General features: G+C 71.5%; 13 protein-coding genes. 6 read left to right on the top strand and 7 right to left on the bottom strand.

Annotated elements, in window-relative coordinates:
* Positions 1-26 precede the first annotated feature (26 nt).
* The 5 genes from ACGFIB_RS13115 to ACGFIB_RS13095 form a co-directional block, all read right to left on the bottom strand.
* A complete protein-coding gene (locus tag ACGFIB_RS13115) occupies positions 27-1,340 on the bottom strand; it encodes an HEXXH motif domain-containing protein (protein WP_393371342.1) in 1,314 nt (437 codons plus the stop codon).
* On the bottom strand, positions 1,337-2,431 hold the full coding sequence (locus tag ACGFIB_RS13110; protein WP_357243899.1) for an FxsB family cyclophane-forming radical SAM/SPASM peptide maturase: 1,095 nt from the start codon (positions 2,429-2,431) through the stop codon (positions 1,337-1,339). Before ACGFIB_RS13110 ends, ACGFIB_RS13115 begins: the two co-directional genes overlap by 4 nt.
* Before the next feature lie 297 nt (positions 2,432-2,728).
* Positions 2,729-2,962 carry a hypothetical protein gene (locus ACGFIB_RS13105; RefSeq protein WP_142570507.1) on the bottom strand — a complete coding sequence of 78 codons (234 nt, stop codon included), beginning with the start codon at positions 2,960-2,962 and terminating at the stop codon, positions 2,729-2,731.
* Positions 2,963-3,059: 97 nt separating this feature from the next.
* Positions 3,060-3,836, bottom strand: coding sequence for a nucleotidyltransferase domain-containing protein (locus tag ACGFIB_RS13100; protein ID WP_393371339.1), 777 nt, complete (start codon positions 3,834-3,836; stop codon positions 3,060-3,062).
* A gap of 22 nt (positions 3,837-3,858) precedes the next feature.
* Positions 3,859-4,536 carry a nucleotidyltransferase domain-containing protein gene (locus tag ACGFIB_RS13095; RefSeq protein WP_393371336.1) on the bottom strand — a complete coding sequence of 226 codons (678 nt, stop codon included), beginning with the start codon at positions 4,534-4,536 and terminating at the stop codon, positions 3,859-3,861.
* Between the two features lie 61 nt (positions 4,537-4,597).
* On the opposite strand from ACGFIB_RS13095, the gene ACGFIB_RS13090 reads away from it, so the two are divergent.
* From ACGFIB_RS13090 to ACGFIB_RS13070, 5 genes are all read left to right on the top strand, one after another.
* On the top strand, positions 4,598-6,091 hold the full coding sequence (locus ACGFIB_RS13090) for an LLM class flavin-dependent oxidoreductase (protein ID WP_393371333.1): 1,494 nt from the start codon (positions 4,598-4,600) through the stop codon (positions 6,089-6,091).
* 129 nt (positions 6,092-6,220) lie between these two features.
* A complete protein-coding gene (locus tag ACGFIB_RS13085) occupies positions 6,221-7,477 on the top strand; it encodes a hypothetical protein (RefSeq protein ID WP_357169384.1) in 1,257 nt (418 codons plus the stop codon).
* A 119-nt stretch (positions 7,478-7,596) separates the two neighbouring features.
* On the top strand, positions 7,597-8,199 hold the full coding sequence (locus ACGFIB_RS13080; protein WP_357243911.1) for a dihydrofolate reductase family protein: 603 nt from the start codon (positions 7,597-7,599) through the stop codon (positions 8,197-8,199).
* A gap of 259 nt (positions 8,200-8,458) precedes the next feature.
* Entirely contained in the window at positions 8,459-8,962 is a 504-nt protein-coding gene (locus ACGFIB_RS13075) for an ATP-binding protein (protein WP_357243914.1), read from the top strand.
* Positions 8,963-9,186: 224 nt separating this feature from the next.
* A complete protein-coding gene (locus ACGFIB_RS13070) occupies positions 9,187-10,233 on the top strand; it encodes a sulfotransferase family protein (RefSeq protein WP_357243917.1) in 1,047 nt (348 codons plus the stop codon).
* 39 nt (positions 10,234-10,272) lie between these two features.
* Here ACGFIB_RS13070 and ACGFIB_RS13065 read toward each other — a convergent pair whose 3' ends face one another.
* Positions 10,273-11,148: a hypothetical protein gene (locus ACGFIB_RS13065; RefSeq protein WP_142570496.1), complete on the bottom strand. Its 876-nt coding sequence runs from the start codon at positions 11,146-11,148 to the stop codon at positions 10,273-10,275.
* Between the two features lie 351 nt (positions 11,149-11,499).
* Here ACGFIB_RS13065 and gndA point away from each other — a divergent pair, with 351 nt between their 5' ends.
* Positions 11,500-12,921 (top strand): NADP-dependent phosphogluconate dehydrogenase, encoded by a 1,422-nt coding sequence (gene gndA, locus ACGFIB_RS13060; protein ID WP_142570494.1) that lies wholly within the window; start codon positions 11,500-11,502, stop codon positions 12,919-12,921.
* A gap of 80 nt (positions 12,922-13,001) precedes the next feature.
* Here gndA and ACGFIB_RS13055 read toward each other — a convergent pair whose 3' ends face one another.
* Entirely contained in the window at positions 13,002-14,597 is a 1,596-nt protein-coding gene (locus ACGFIB_RS13055; protein WP_357243920.1) for an MDR family MFS transporter, read from the bottom strand.
* Positions 14,598-14,609: the final 12 nt, after the last annotated feature.

Below are 14,609 nucleotides of genomic sequence, written 5' to 3'. Positions count from 1 at the left end.
CCGCCGACGCGGCCCCGGCCTCGCCCTCAGGCGAAGCCGGGGTTGCGCTCCAGCCACTGACGCCGATGGTCCCGGGACACCCGGCGTACGGCAGAGGCCACCGTCGCGGGCACGTGGTCCGCGGACCAGGACTCCAGTGTCTTGAGCATCACCGAGACGAAGATCCTGCCTTCGTGGTTCAGGTCGCCGGTGTCGAGAAGCGTGGTCGCGACCAGTTCGGCCGCCTCCCGCCAGCGGGCGAACTCGAAATGCGCCGCCTCGGCCGCCTCGCCGCTCTGCAGGTGGCGTTGCCGGCGCCAGAACCGGGTGACGCCGAGGAACGCGTAGCTGCCCTGGAGCAGCCCCTCGACCGGCCGCGGATCCTCCCGCCACGGCGCGTAGTAGCGGGTGCCCCGATCGGGACCGGCGAGCCGGACGATGTCGAGAACGGCGCACAGTTTGACGTGCTGCACCTCGTGCGTGAGCGTCAGGGCGGTCATGAGACGGTCTCGCGTGAACGACAGCGCGACACAGCCGAACGACTCCCGTGAGCTCGCGCTGCGCAGCCCGACGGGCACGGGCGTCAACGGGGTGATCGTCGTCACCAGGGACCGGACCTCCTCGGCCGGCACAGGGTGATGCTCGGTGAGGAGCCCCCACGCGCCGTCCAGAGCCTCACGCCAGTCGGCCACGACGTCGCCGGGCAGCCGGTCCTCCAGGTCCTCCCCGGGCATCCGGGCGGGGTGCAGGTCGTCCAGGAGGAGGGAGATCCCCGTGTCGGTGCCTCCCAGCCCGAGCGTCCGCATGCCGAGCCAGCCGGGCGCGTCGCAGGACGCGTCGGCGGGTATGCGGATCCGCTCCTCGCCCACCTCCACGAGCGCCCTCCCGTGCTCGACCGTGACCATGCCGACCCGGTCGGCCGCCACCGGGCTCGTGGAGCCCACCGTCGGAAGGAGGAGCCGGCCCGCCGTGGTCGGGACCCGTATCCGGCAGGGCCATCCGGTCCGTACGGCGATCGCGGCCACCATGGCGGCGAGCTGCCCGGGGCGGGCGCACGACGCGCCCGCCCGCAGATCGCGGATGGTGCTCAGCGCCCAGGCGGAGACTGCGGGGTTGGAGACGACGTCGGCGGCGATCGCGGAGTGGCGGCGCAGGAAGTGCGTCAGCAGATCGTAGGCCTGCGCCGTGATCGGTGCGTCGGGATGATCGACGGCGCGGGTGAGACGCTCGACGCCCCAGAGGAGGAGCGCCTGCTTGCTGCGCTGGGCCGCGACGAGCTCGCGGAGTATCTCCGGCGTCGAGTCCCCCGTGGCGAGGAGCATGAGGGCGTCCTCGGACAGCTCGTGGCAGGGAAGGCTCATCTCCACGCCTCCAGATCGCGTTCCATCGTCCGCCGGATGTGGTCGATCAGAGCGCGGAGATCGGTGCAGTAGACCGACGGGTTCTTGAAGCCGTCTCCTGCCCGGTAGCGGTGCGCGTACAGGCCCGCGCCGCACACCTCCACCACGGGACAGGCCAGGCACTCCGGTGACATGGCCGTCAGTCCGATCTGGCGGGCGGCGAAGCCCGGGAGGGCGAGCGCTCGATCGAGGGGGTCGGTGCGCACGTGCAGACCGGTGACGGTGGCGCCGTCGTACGCGGCCTTGAGGAAGTCGGACTGCTCGATCGAGCCGTCCGTCTCGATGACGAGGACTCCGACAGGCGACAGACCGATGCTTTCGATGGTGGACGCGCCCCCCAGGAGCAGGTGCATGATCTCGGCGAACAGCCGGATCGAGGTCCGCGGGCGCCGGTACCAGTGGTCGAAGACCTCGATCAGCCAGCCGGCGTAGGGCGTGGACGCGTCGGGGGGCCGCCCCGGCGGGGGATCGGACCAGGTGCCGTGGGGCAGCAGGAAGTCGATGCTCGGCGGGTCGAACTCCAGCAACGCCTCGTATGTGGAGAGCGGGTCGTTCCTGAGATCGATCGTGCAGAGCAGGCCGGCGAACAGACCGCTGTGTTCGCCCGTGAGCCGCCGTAACGACTCGACGACCCGTTCATGACTCGACTCCCCGTTCCGGAAAAGCCGGTGGCGACCGGTTGCCGTGGCGTCTCCGTCCAGACTCACGCCGATTCGGACATTCAATTCTTCGAATAAGGTGAGGTACTCATCGGAGAGGCGCAGCCCGTTCGTCTGAACGGTAATGCGCACGGGGCAGTCGACATCGGTTCGCAGGATTTCGACCAGCGCCCTTATTCGTTCGGACCCGGCCAGCAGCGGTTCCCCGCCGTGCAACACGACCTCGATGGAGGACAGCCGGTGTGCGCGGACGTGCTCGCCGATCCGGCCGGCCGCCCGCCTCGCCACCGCCGTGGACATGGAGCGGGGCTGGTCCACCCAGCGCGAGTCCTTGAGTTCGTACATGTAGCAGTAGCGGCACGCGAGGTCGCACCTGCTGTGGATCTTCAGCACGAAGGTCTGGAACGGGGTGGGACGCCAGCCCTCATTGTGAAGTCCGGCAACGTCGAGAGTTGCTGGCCATTCCGCGCCCGGGGGGGATGCCGCGAGGTCCACTGCCACCTGTTCGCACGCGTCGGGTCGTCACGCCGTGAAGTGCTCGATTTCGCTTCTAATAGTTTACGCCCGACCGCCGAACAAAACATCTTCTTGTTGGCATGGCCGCATTACCGGGACGAGGCGGGGGTTCCCGGGCGCGGCCGGACGGCCGCCCGGGCACACCGGGCGGCCGGTTCCCGCACGTCGCGCGGGTCAGTCGGCGCGGGCGGAGAGCTCGTCGAAGATCTCCAGCGCCGCCTGGCGAACGTCTGCGGGCGAGATGCCGTCCAGGGTGCTGCGGGCCTGAGCGGCGTCACGGGTCGTGGCGAAGGTGATCGCGACGGACTTGGCGGCGGCGTGACGCAACGATCCGGTGGGCGCGCTGTCGGCCAGTGCCTCCGCGCTCGCGGCCAGGTCGAGGTTGTCTTTGCCGAACTTGGTGGTCAAAGCGTTCTCCTGGGATGGTGGCGGCTTCGCCCATTATCCGCGATGGCCCCCGCGTCCGGTGCGGCACCCCGCGTTTTTCGCGTGTCCCCGTCCTGTTTCACCAGTTCGGTCCCCCGACGGGCGTTCCGGCGAGCCGGGTCCGTACGACGAGGTCGTGCACGGCGTCGTGGGCCGACGGGACGTCCGGCAGTGCGGAGGCGTCCCGGGCGTCCTCCAGGCGGGCGGTGAGCGCGTCGAGGTCGGCCGCGAGCCGTTCCCCGCCGGGCGCGCCGTCCGGCAGCCCGCCGTGCTCGGCCGCCCGCTTGGCCTCTATCAGGCCGGGCAGGTACGGCGGCCCGCCGTCCAGGAGCAGGGTGAGGTCGGCGACGAGCTCGCCCGTACGCATGAGATGGGTGCCTGTGAGCAGCACCCGGAACGCGTACAGCAGCGGCTTCAGCTCCCCCGTGCGGTCGAACAGCCGGCGCTGGGTGCGGGCGAAACCGAGGTAGTGGTGGGCGTGGTGCCGGGTCAGGCAGCCCCACGCGAGGGCACGCATCTCCTCGTGCAGCGGGGATGTGGTCACGACCAGCGGCGACAGGAGCTGCTCCAGCACGTAGCCGTTGCGGCCGAGCAGCAGCCGGCAGAACTTGGCGAGGTCGTGGGTCACGAGGTCGACCTCCACGCCCTCGCGGATCCACGAGCGGGTCACGGTCTCCTCACCCGTGCGCAGGCCGACGACCTGCTCGACCGGCAGCACGTGCACGCCCCGCAGGTCCACGTCCGAGTCCACCGAGGGGAAGCCGTACAGATGCGCGCCGCTCACGGTGGCGAACGCGAGCGGGTGCCGCTCACCCGCGGCCACCTCGGGCAGCCAGGACGGCAGGACGGCGGTCACGGCGCCCCTCCTTCGATCTCGGTCACAGAGCCGACCTCCGCACGTCGGCGAGGAACTCCTCGACGGCCGCGCGGTCCGGTCGTCCGGGCAGCACGCTCCCGGGCCGCTCGTCCAGCTCGGCGAGCAGCCGCCGACGCCACTCCAGCACCTCGGCCCAGGGCGTCTTCCCCCACCGTACGGCGAGCAGCCGGTCGCGGTGGCCGCCCACCTCGATCAGCGGCTCCCCATGCCCGGCCAGGTGGGCGGCGCTCAGCAGCAGCCGGATCATGTGCATGGCCATCTTCCAGCGCCTGACGTCGCCGCCCGGCTGGGGCGGGTCCTCCGGCCCGAGACGGCGGAACTGCCGGGCGGCCGATCCCGCGAACGCCCGCTCCGCCTTCTCCGACAGGAACGCGCGGCGCAGGGCCAGCAGCCGCTCGCCCACCGGGGTGACCAGCTCCACGACCGGCGACCACAGGCACTCCAGCGCGGCCGGATTGCCCTCGATCGCGAGCACGCAGAACCGCTCGACCTCCCATGAGAACTGCTCCGGCAGCGGCCCCTCCACGTGGTCCGGCGGCTTGTCGAACCGCCAGAACAACGGTGTGGGCGTCACGAACACGCCCCGCCTGTCGACGTCCGACTCCTCCGTCTCCAGCCCGTACGCGCGCGAGCCGATGACGACCGACAGGACGGTGCCGCCGGGGACGGTCAGGGTCATGTCGCCAGATCTTGTCACGACGGTAGGCTCCCGGTCCGGAACGCGGAAAGGTAGCGATTTTATGGCCGACTTCGGACATGAGCTGTGGTTCGGGGCGTTTCTCACCCCCGACGCGGCAGGGCACCACCGGATCGTCCGGCAGGCCGTGCTCGCCGACGAGATCGGGCTCGACATCATCGGCATCCAGGACCACCCCTACCTGCCGGCGTTCCTCGACACCTGGACGCTGCTGTCCACCCTCGCGGGGCGCACCGAGCGGGTGCGGCTGTTCCCCGACGTGGTGAACCTGCCGCTGCGACCGCCGGCGGTGCTCGCCAGGGCCGCCGCGTCCCTCGACATCCTGAGCGGGGGCCGGGTCGAGCTGGGGCTCGGCTCCGGGGCGTTCTGGGACGGCATCGCGGCCATGGGCGGCCCGCGCCGCAGCCCCGGCGAGGCCGTGGACGCGCTGGAAGAGGCCATCGCGGTCCTGCGCGCGCTGTGGACTCCGGGCGACGAGGGCGTACGGCTCGACGGCAGGCACTACCGGCTGGAGGGCGCGCGGCCGGGGCCGTTCCCCCCGCATCCGGTCGGGCTGTGGCTCGGCGCGTACAAGCGGCGCATGCTGGAGCTGACCGGGCGGCTCGGCGACGGGTGGGTGCCCTCCTCGGGGTATGCCGCGCCCGGCGAGCTGGGCGCGATGAGCGCGACCCTGGACGCCGCCGCCGAGCGGGCCGGGCGCGACCCCGCCGGGATCCGCCGGGTCTACAACATCGAGGGCCGGTTCTCCGGCGCCGCCGGGAAGGGGTTCCTGGACGGGCCGCCGGCCCTGTGGGCCGAGCAGCTCACCGAGCTCGCGCTCCGCCACGGCATGAGCGTGTTCGTGCTGGCCGTGGACGACGACAGGGACCTCAAGGTCTTCGCCGAGGAGGTCGCCCCCGCCGTACGCGAGGCGGTGTCGCGCGAGCGCGCCTGGGGGCCCCGGGAGGACGCCGGCGACCCGATCGAGGTCGCCGGGGCGGCACCGGCGAGGGCGGTGCTCGACGAGGCCACCCGGCCGCGGCTGCCCAAGCGGGACATCACCGCGCTCCCGCGCAGGCAGCAGGCGAACGGCCGGCGGCTCGTGCTCATCCACGACCACCTGCGCCAGGAGCTGGCCCAGATCAGGGACGCCCTGGAGCAGGTCGCCGCGGGACGCTCCGACGCCGCCGCGCTCCGCTCGATGATCAATGAGCTCACCCTGCGGCAGAACTACTGGACGCTCGGCACGTTCTGCGCGTCGTACTGCCGCCTGCTGACCACCCACCACACGATCGAGGACGAGCACATGTTCCCGATGCTGACGGCCGCGCAGGAGTCGCTGGCGCCGGTCGTGGCCCGCCTGGAGCAGGAGCACGAGGTCATCGCCGGCGTGCTGACGGAGCTGGACGCCGCCCTCGTCGCGATGATCGAGGACCCGGACCGGCTCGACGGCGTGCGCGAGCAGGTGGACCTGCTGTCGGACGTGCTGCTGTCGCACCTGCGCTACGAGGAGGAGGAGCTGGTGGAGCCCATCGCCCGCCTCGACCTCGACATCTGAGAACCCGGGACATCGGCTCCGAACCCCCGGCGACGGGGTGTTCACGGAGAGGCGTGTTTCGCACCAAAGGACGACGCCATTCTGGAATGATCTCGGGGAAAACCATCGGACGTCGAGAGACCGTGACTGATGCCCCCCATTGACCAAATAACCGCCTTCGCGTCGGCCCATACGATCCAAACGATCATCATCAGCGTCATCGCCCTGGTCTTGCTGGTCCTGGCCTTCTTCGCCCTGCGCGCCCTGATCCGCCTGTTCCGCCGCTGGGCGGTCGGCCGGCCCACCGAGGACGTTCTCACCATCGTCGCCGCCAGCATCGCCACGGGCGTCTCCGCCCAGGGCATGTGGCGCTTCTCCGGCGACGTCCTCGGGTTCGACGGGCCGCTGCGGCTGCTGCTGTTCGCCTTCATCGAGGTCGCCGTCATCACCAGCGCCGTACGCGCGCGCCGCAACATGCGGGAGAACTACTCGGCCGGCATCGACGGCCTGGCCGTGTGGGTCCTGACGTCCCTGTCGGCCGTCCTGTCGAGCATGGACGCCCGCAGCGTCGCCGAGGCCGTCTTCCGTCTCGCCGCCCCGCTCGTGGCCGCCTGGCTGTGGGAGCGCGGCATGGCCATCGAGCGGGTGCGCATCACCGGCCGGGGCCGCATCAACTGGCGGCTCACCCCCGAGCGCGTGCTGGTCCGGATCGGCCTGGCCGAGGCGAGCGACCGTACGGCGAGCGAGGTGGACGCCCACCGCCGGCTGACCAGGGTGGCGCTGGCCGCCAAGCGGGTCCGCGCGCTGCGCGAGGCCGGGGTGTCCGGCCGCAAGCTGCGGGCCGCCATGGCCAGGCTCGACAAGGCGATGGACCAGGCGGTGGAATACACCGGCCTGGCCGTGGACGAGAAGCGGCAGGAGGCCCTGCTGTCCCAGATCGGCGCGCTCTACAACACCGCCGCGCTGATCGACCTCGCTCCGCCGGTCCCCTGGGCGCCCGAGCCCGAGCAGCCCGCTCCCCCCGCGCTGCCCGCCGCGGCCATCGCCGAGCTGATCGACGACGAGGAGGAGGACGTCCCGGCCGTGCCGGCGCCGCCCGTCGTCGGCACCGCCCAGCGCGCGGCTCAGCTCCGGGCCGCCCGGCACTACTGGGACCAGCAGATCGCGCGCAAGTACGTCCCCCGGGCCGCCGACATCGCCCAGGAGGTGGGCATCCCGCTCCTCGCGGCGAAGGAGTGGCGGGCGCTGTGGAAGCTCGAACCCCGGGCGTACGCGCTGATCGAGGCGGCCTACCGGGAGCACGGGATCGTCGACACCGGCACGTTCCCGGCCATTGAAGTGCCCGAGCGCGAGCGCGTGCTCGTCGTGAACGGCTCCGCGTCGGGAGCGGCCGCACACGACTCCTGACGGGGACATTGCCCGGCGTCATCGACGGAAACGGGGCGGCGGGACCGGACGGACCGGTCCCGCCGCTTCGTCGCTTTTCCGGCCGGACGTATCGCAGGGGCTCGCGATCAGGCGACATCATGGAGCCCGCGACGACGCCCCCGCCGGAGGAGCTCTCGATGCGCCACTCGACCGACCACCAGGAGAACGCCATGCGCAAGGTCGTGCTCTACCACCTGATGTCGCTCGACGGCATCGCCTACGAAGACGGCGACTGGCTCGCCGACGACGGCCCCCAGCTGGTCGCCTACCTCAGCCGGGTCATCGCCACCCAGGACGACGTCCTGCTCGGACGCGGGACCTACGACTACTGGGCCGGGCACTGGCCCACGTCGGACTTCCAGCCGTTCGCCGGCTTCATCAACGGCACCCGCAAGCACGTCGTCACCTCCAGCGCGCCCACCGAGGAATGGGCGAACTCCACCCTGGTCACCACCCCCGCGCACGACTACGTGACCGCCCTGAAGCAGGGGTCCGGCGGCGACATCGGCATCCACGGCAGCATCGCACTGGCCCGCTCACTGCTGCAGGCCGGGCTCGTCGACGAACTTCGGCTGGTCGTCGCACCGGCGGTGGTCGGCCACGGCAGGCGGGTGTTCGAGGGCGACGGCGTCCAGTCGTGGACGCTGCTTGATGTCGAACGCGGCAAGAACGGCACGTTGTTCCTGGACTACAGCCGCTGACAAGTCATCCCCGGACCACCATGACCCCAGAGGCCTCTGCGCGACGCCCGGACAGCCTCCGGGGAGCAGGCCTCGCTGTCGCCTTCTTCCCCAGCGCCTGGGGGGCGTGGCCCGGCACCGGAGCGGCCGGTTCACCTGGCGGGGTCACTTTCCCGGCATACCGGGGCAAGGACACTCCTACCTTCCCGTGACATCGCGGGCGAGGGTGCGGACGTCCTCTCCTGCGGCGGCCACAACGGTCACGCGTTGGGAGGAGCTCATGGAGATCTCGGGGGACGGCGCGGGAAACCGCGTGGCCCGGCTCGCGGGTGGGCGGGACCAGGTGGGGCGGGCGCGCAGGCTCGTGTCGGCCGCGCTCGGGCGCGGCCATCCCCGGCATGACGACTGCGTGCTGCTGACCAGCGAGATCGCGACGAACGCGGTCGTCCACTCCCGTTCCGGGGACGGCGGCACCTTCACCGTCACCGTCTCGTGCCTGCCCGACCGCGTGCGGGTCTGCGTGGAGGACGACGGATCGGCCGGGCCGCCGTGCGCCGGGCATCCGCTCCCCCACGGGTCGAGCCAGGGCGGTCGCGGCCTTCCGCTGCTGGACCTGCTGGCCGACCGATGGGGGCTGGTCCGCGAGTCCGGCCGCAACGAGGTGTGGTTCGAGGTCTGGTCCGACGGCGACCGGCGGGCCGCCGCACTCGCCCGTCACCGGCCTGCCGCATGGGTGCGGCCCGCGGTCGCGGCGCGCGGCCAGGCCGGCGCGACCTCCGGCTGACCCGATCCTCCCGGGCCGACCCGATCCTCCCGGGCCGACCCGATCCTCCCGGGCGTCCCGGCCGGGGGCGGCCCTCCGGGCGCCGGACGGGGAGCCGTGGCACTCACCGGCCGCGATACGGCATTAGCGGCCATTTCGGTGGTACTACCCCGACATCGGGTGATTTCTTTTGACAAGGAAGGGGCAAAACCAACTTAATCAATCGGGAAAGTAGGAGGACTCCCATGGCCCTGCCCGACTTCCTGGTCATCGGGGTGCCGAAGGCCGGCACCACCGCCCTGCACTCGGCGCTGGCCCGCCACCCGCGCCTGTTCATGTCTCCCGTCAAGGAGCCCAAGTTCTTCCTCACCGACGGCCCGCCCCCGGCGAAGGGCGGGCCGGGAGACGCGGAGACCTACCGCGAGCACGTGTGGCGGCGCGCCGACTACGAGGCGCTGTTCGCGGACGCGGCGCCCGGCGCGCTGCGCGGCGAGTCGACCCCCTTCTACCTGTACGACCGCACCGCGCAGCGGCGGATCCGCGAGGCGATCCCGGACGCGAAGCTCATCATCTCGCTGCGCGACCCCGTGGAGCGCGCGCACTCCAACTGGACCCACCTGTGGTCGGCCGGCCTGGAGCCGATCGGCGACGTCATCGAGGCGTGCGCGGCCGAAAAGCAGCGGATCGCCGACGACTGGTCGCCGTTCTGGCACTACGTCGGCCTGGGGCGGTACGGCGAGCAGCTCGCGGATCTGTTCGCCCTGTTCCCCCGCGAGCAGGTGCTGGTCTTCCGCTATCGGGACCTCGTGGACCGCCCCGCCGCCACGCTCGATCGCATCTGCGCGTTCCTCGGGGTGGAGCAGGGGCTGGTGAGCGAGGTGCCCAGGGAGAACGTCACGGCCCACCCGCGGCACAGCCGCAGGCACCGGATCCTGGCCCGGCTCGCCCGGCTCGGCGATCCGGTGCTGGGCCGGCGGCTCACCACACCGCTGGAACGGGTGCTGCAGCGCGACGGGCAGCCCCGGCGGCCGCTCACCTGGGAGCAGCGCCAGGAACTGCTCGCCTACTTCGCCGCCGACATCGCGCTGCTGCGCGAAGTGCTCGGCCGCGACTCCTTCGGCGAGGACTTCGGCGACTGGCTGCGCCCCCGGGAGCGGTCGGGCGGCCTGGTCGGAGCCCGGCCGTCCGGCCAGCGGCAGGCCCGCAACGGCCGCGTGAGCGGCGCCTCCCGGCGGGCCGCCCGGCCCCCGGGCATGGACGGCCCGCCGGGAGGCGATCCCGTCGGAGCGTGACCCCACTCGGGGCCCCCGCCGCCGCCCGCCCCGCGACTGTCAGCGCAGCTCGGTGCGCAACTCGTGGCCCCCGTCGGCGCGGGTCAGCTCGTAGTACAGGCGGTGGCCCCCCGCCACTGGCACGATCGACAGGTAGCGCAGTCCTCCCCCGGCGTGCTCCGACCGGGCGACGGGGGCGGTTCCGGTGGCGGTGAGCGTGGACGGGCCGGGACCGATGGCCACGCCCGTGCGCTCCTCGTAGTTCTCCTCCGCTGACGCGCGGCCGTCGTAGTACGCGATGACGGTCTCGCCACTGAACGTGACCGCGCTCACCCGTACGCCACGCGAGTCCCACTCGCCGGGCCGCCGGTCGAGCGCGGTCCCCTGCCAGGTCCACTCGACGCCGTCGACGCTGGTGGCGTAGTCGGTCACCATCTGGTCGGCCTCTTCGGGGTCCTCCAGGGGGTGGCAGGACGCCCACAGGTGCCACACGCCGCCGTGGTGGAGGATCACGGGGTCCTTGACGCCGGTCTTGAGGTCGCCGGGCAGCACCACCCGCGCGTCGGCGGGGTCGAGCTCCGCCGGCCCGGCGGCCTCGATCATCTCGACCCGCCAGTGCTTGGTGCCGTACGTGGCGCAGCTCAGGTACAGGCGCCACCTGCCCTCCGGCGTCACCACGAGCGTCGGGCGCTCCAGCGACTCGGTCTTCATCTCCTCCTTGGTGATCGTGAGGATCTTCTCGAACCGCTCGCCGTCGGCGGAGCGGGCGATCTCCACGGCGTACCCACGGCCGTCACCGAGCGGCCGGCGCAGCCGATAGGCCAGGTAGATCCATCCGTCCCGGCTCACGGCACTGGGCGCGCCCGCCCAGAATCCGGGCCCGTCTCCGGGCGGAGGAACCGCGACGACTGACCGTTCCGGCTTCGGTGCGAACACGTCTCTTCTCCGTAGTGAGCGACGACGGTGGGCGGGACCGGCTCGGAACCAGCCCTTCTTGGCTGTAGTGAATTACCAGCGGCCCGGCGGGAGGCCAAGTCTCCTCGCCATCGGACGGCCATGTCTATACAAAACCCGCTTGCTTTGCGGGTTTTGTCAGGATAGGGCAGACCTTCCCCTGCCCACGCCTCCTACCTGCGGAAGAGCGGGCCACGAGTTCGCCGGACCGGCGCCATCGCGCTCACACCGTCCGGCGGCTACGGTTACTGATCGGCGCAGCTGATCGCGACGGCCGCGGGACACGCCCACCCGGGGCCGATCGCACGTACGTGGAACGGTATGACTGTAGACATGGACAAGGCAGACATCGGAGTGACGGGGCTGGCGACCATGGGTCGCAATCTCGCCCGGAACTTCGCCCACCACGGTCACGTGGTCGCGGTGCACAACCGCACAGAGAGCCGCACGACCCGGTTCATGGAGGAGCACCGCGACGAAGGCGCGTTCCTCCCGGCGAGCACGGTCGAGGAGTTCGTGGCCTCCCTCGAACGGCCCCGCAAGGCGATCATCATGGTCAAGGCCGGGGCGCCCACCGACGCGGTGATCGAGGAGCTCGCCGCCGTCATGGAGCCGGGCGACATGATCATCGACGGTGGCAACGCCCACTACATGGACACCCGCCGCCGGGAGGCCGCGCTGCGCGAGCGGGGCATCCACTTCGTCGGCACCGGCATCTCGGGTGGCGAGGAGGGCGCGCTCAACGGCCCGAGCATCATGCCGGGCGGCGACGCCGAGGCGTACAAGACCCTCGGCCCCCTGCTCGAGGACGTCGCGGCGAAGGTCGACGGGGTGTCGTGCTGCGTGCACGTGGGCCCCGACGGCGCGGGCCACTTCGTCAAGATGGTGCACAACGGCATCGAGTACGCCGACATGCAGCTCATCGCGGAGTCGTACGACCTGCTCCGGCAGGCCCTCGGGCTGAGCCCGCAGGAGCTGTCCGGCGTCTTCCGCGAGTGGAACCAGGGCGACCTGGAGTCGTACCTGATCGAGATCACCGCCGAGGTGCTCGGCCACACCGACCCCGCCACGGGCAAGCCGTTCGTGGACGTCGTGCAGGACCAGGCCGAGCAGAAGGGCACCGGCCGCTGGACCGTGCAGAGCGCCCTCGACCTCGGCGTCCCGGTCACCGGCATCGCCGAGGCGGTGTTCGCGCGGGCGCTGTCGGGTCACCCCGAGCAGCGGGCGGCCGCCCGCTCGCTCACCGGCCCCTCGGGCACGGCCGGCGACTCCGGCCTCGTCGAGGACGTGCGCCGGGCGCTGTACGCCTCCAAGATCGTGGCGTACGCCCAGGGGTTCGACCAGATGGCCGCCGCGAGCGCGGAGTACGGCTGGGACCTGAACCTGGGCGCGATGGCCACGATCTGGCGCGGCGGCTGCATCATCAGGGCCCGCTTCCTCGACCGGATCCGGGCGGCCTACGACGCGGACCCGAACCTGCCGACGCTGCTGGTGGACCCGACGTTCGCCCAGGCGCTGGAGGAGGCCCAGGAGTCGTGGCGGCGGGTCGTGGCGACGGCGGCGACGATCGGCGTGCCGACGCCGGGCTTCTCCTCGGCGCTCGCCTACTACGACGGGCTGCGCCGCGACCGGCTGCCGGCGGCGCTGCTGCAGGGGCTGCGCGACTTCTTCGGCGCCCACACCTACCGGAGGGTCGACCGGGAGGGCTCCTTCCACACCGACTGGTCGGCTGACCGGGCCGAGCGGTCCGCCTGACCGGTGTGCTGACCGGCCCGAAAAAAGCGGTACGGCGCATGCCCTCGTGGGGGCGTGCGCCGTACCGGCTCTGAATCAGGTCACTCGAAGGCGGCGGCCGCCAGCGGCTCCGCCTTCTCGCCGTCGGCGGCGCCGGGAGCGCCGCTGCGCAGCGGGACGTGCTTGATGAAGGCGGCGATCACCGGGACGATCACGGCGAACAGAACCGCCCACAGGAAGACCGAGCCGATCGCGTTGGCGAGCGCCTCCAGGAACCCGGCCTTGACCGCCGGTGGCATCTGCTCGAGCAGCTTCGGGTCGACCTGGGGGCCGCCGGACGCCAGGGCGGACCCCTGCGCGCCGAACTTGGCGGCGATCTCGTCGGCGAGGCGGCTGTTGAAGATGGCGCCGAACAGCGAGATGCCGAACGAACCGCCGATGGAGCGGAAGAACGTCGAGGCGCTGCTGGCCACGCCGATGTCCTTCTGCTCGACGCTGTTCTGCGCGATCAGCATGGTCGTCTGCATCAGGAAGCCCATGCCGAGGCCGAGGACGGCGATGTAGACGCCGGTCCGCCAGGACGGGGTGTGGACGTCCTGTGTCGACAGCAGCCACACGGCGATGGCCATGACCACGCCGCCGATCACCGGGAAGCTCTTGTACCTGCCGGTCTTGGTGATCGTCCTGCCGACGAACAGCGAAACGACCATGGACGAGGCCATCATCGGCAGCAGGAGCAGACCGGAGTTGGTGGCCGAGGAGCCCTGCACGATCTGCTGGAAGATCGGCAGGAAGGTGATCGCGCCGAACATCGCGAACCCGAGCAGGAAGCCGAGCACGTTGATCAGCGTGAAGTTGCGGTTGGCGAACACGTGCAGCGGCAGGATCGGCTCGGCCGCCCGGCGCTCGATGGGGATGAACGCGGCCAGCGTGACGACCGCCAGGGCGGCCAGGCCCAGGATCTGCCAGGAGCCCCACGGGTATCCGTGCTTCTGGCCACCCCAGGAGGTGATCAGCACGATCGCGGTGATCGCCACGGTGAGGACGGCCGCGCCGAGCCAGTCGATGCGGTGCTGGGTGCGGTGCCTGGGCAGGTGCAGCTTGAGGATCAGCCAGATCAGCGCCACGCCGCCGAGCGGGAGGTTCACGTAGAAGGCCCAGCGCCAGTTGAGGTTGTCGGTGATGAAGCCGCCGACGAGAGGCCCCGCGATCATGGCGAGCGACATGATCGCCGCCATGATGCCCTGGTACTGACCCCGCTCACGGGGCGGGACCAGATCCCCGATGATCGACATCACGCCGACGATGAGCCCGCCCGCGCCGAGGCCCTGCAGCGCGCGGAAGGCGATCAGCTCGATCATGCCGTCGCCGGTGCCGCCGAACAGCGACGAGCCCGCCATGCCACAGAGCGCGGAACCGACCAGGAAGATGACGATCGAGCTCAGGAAGACGTTCTTGCGGCCGTACAGGTCGCCGAGCTTGCCCCAGATCGGCGTCGAGACCGTGGTGCCCAGCACGTACGCGGTGGTGACCCAGGTGAAGTAGTCCAGGCCCTGCAGTTCCCCGACGATCCTCGGCATCGCCGTGCCGACGATCATGTTGTCCAGCATCGCCAGCATCATCGCCAGCATGAGACCGGGTAAGACGATCATCACTTCCCGGGACCGGCCGGGCGCGGCCGCGGTCTCCGTAGTCATGGGTGCCCCCTT

The sequence above is a fragment of the Microbispora bryophytorum genome, assembly GCF_043197435.1.
GTDB classification, from domain to species: domain Bacteria; phylum Actinomycetota; class Actinomycetes; order Streptosporangiales; family Streptosporangiaceae; genus Microbispora; species Microbispora bryophytorum.
Note: the sequence above shows the minus strand (reverse complement) of the source record. Positions and strands in the feature narration are given on the sequence as shown.